Raw genomic sequence first — 920 nt, forward strand, 5'->3', positions numbered from 1 at the left:
CACGTTGAATATGACACCCCGACTCGCCACTACGCACACGTAGACTGCCCGGGCCACGCCGACTATGTTAAAAACATGATCACCGGTGCTGCGCAGATGGACGGCGCGATCCTGGTTGTTGCTGCGACTGACGGCCCAATGCCTCAGACCCGTGAGCACATCCTGCTGGGTCGTCAGGTAGGCGTTCCTTTCATCATCGTGTTCCTGAACAAGTGCGACATGGTTGATGACGAAGAGCTGCTGGAACTGGTAGAGATGGAAGTTCGTGAACTGCTGTCTCAGTACGATTTCCCAGGCGACGACACCCCAATCGTTCGTGGTTCCGCGCTGAAAGCGCTGGAAGGCGAAGCAGAGTGGGAAGCGAAAATCATCGAACTGGCTGGCTTCCTGGATTCTTACATCCCAGAACCAGAGCGTGCGATTGACAAGCCGTTCCTGCTGCCAATCGAAGACGTATTCTCCATCTCCGGTCGTGGTACCGTTGTTACTGGTCGTGTAGAGCGCGGTATCATCAAAGTTGGCGAAGAAGTTGAAATCGTTGGTATCAAAGAGACTGCGAAGTCTACCTGTACTGGCGTTGAAATGTTCCGCAAACTGCTGGACGAAGGCCGTGCTGGTGAGAACGTTGGTGTTCTGCTGCGTGGTATCAAACGTGAAGAAATCGAACGTGGTCAGGTACTGGCGAAGCCAGGCTCAATCAAGCCACACACCAAGTTCGAATCTGAAGTGTACATCCTGTCCAAAGACGAAGGCGGCCGTCATACTCCGTTCTTCAAAGGCTACCGTCCACAGTTCTACTTCCGTACAACTGACGTGACCGGTACCATCGAACTGCCAGAAGGCGTAGAGATGGTAATGCCAGGCGACAACATCAAGATGGTTGTGACGCTGATCCACCCAATCGCGATGGACGACGGTCT

1 protein-coding gene is annotated in these 920 nt (G+C 53.7%); it reads left to right on the forward strand.

The genetic code is table 11. The features are described from left to right. The coding region (gene tuf / locus DBY73_RS22000; protein ID WP_112013281.1) for an elongation factor Tu at positions 1-920 on the forward strand (920 nt) is incomplete at both ends.

The organism is Enterobacter sp. RIT418 (genome assembly GCF_003057745.1).
Lineage (GTDB): Bacteria > Pseudomonadota > Gammaproteobacteria > Enterobacterales > Enterobacteriaceae > Enterobacter.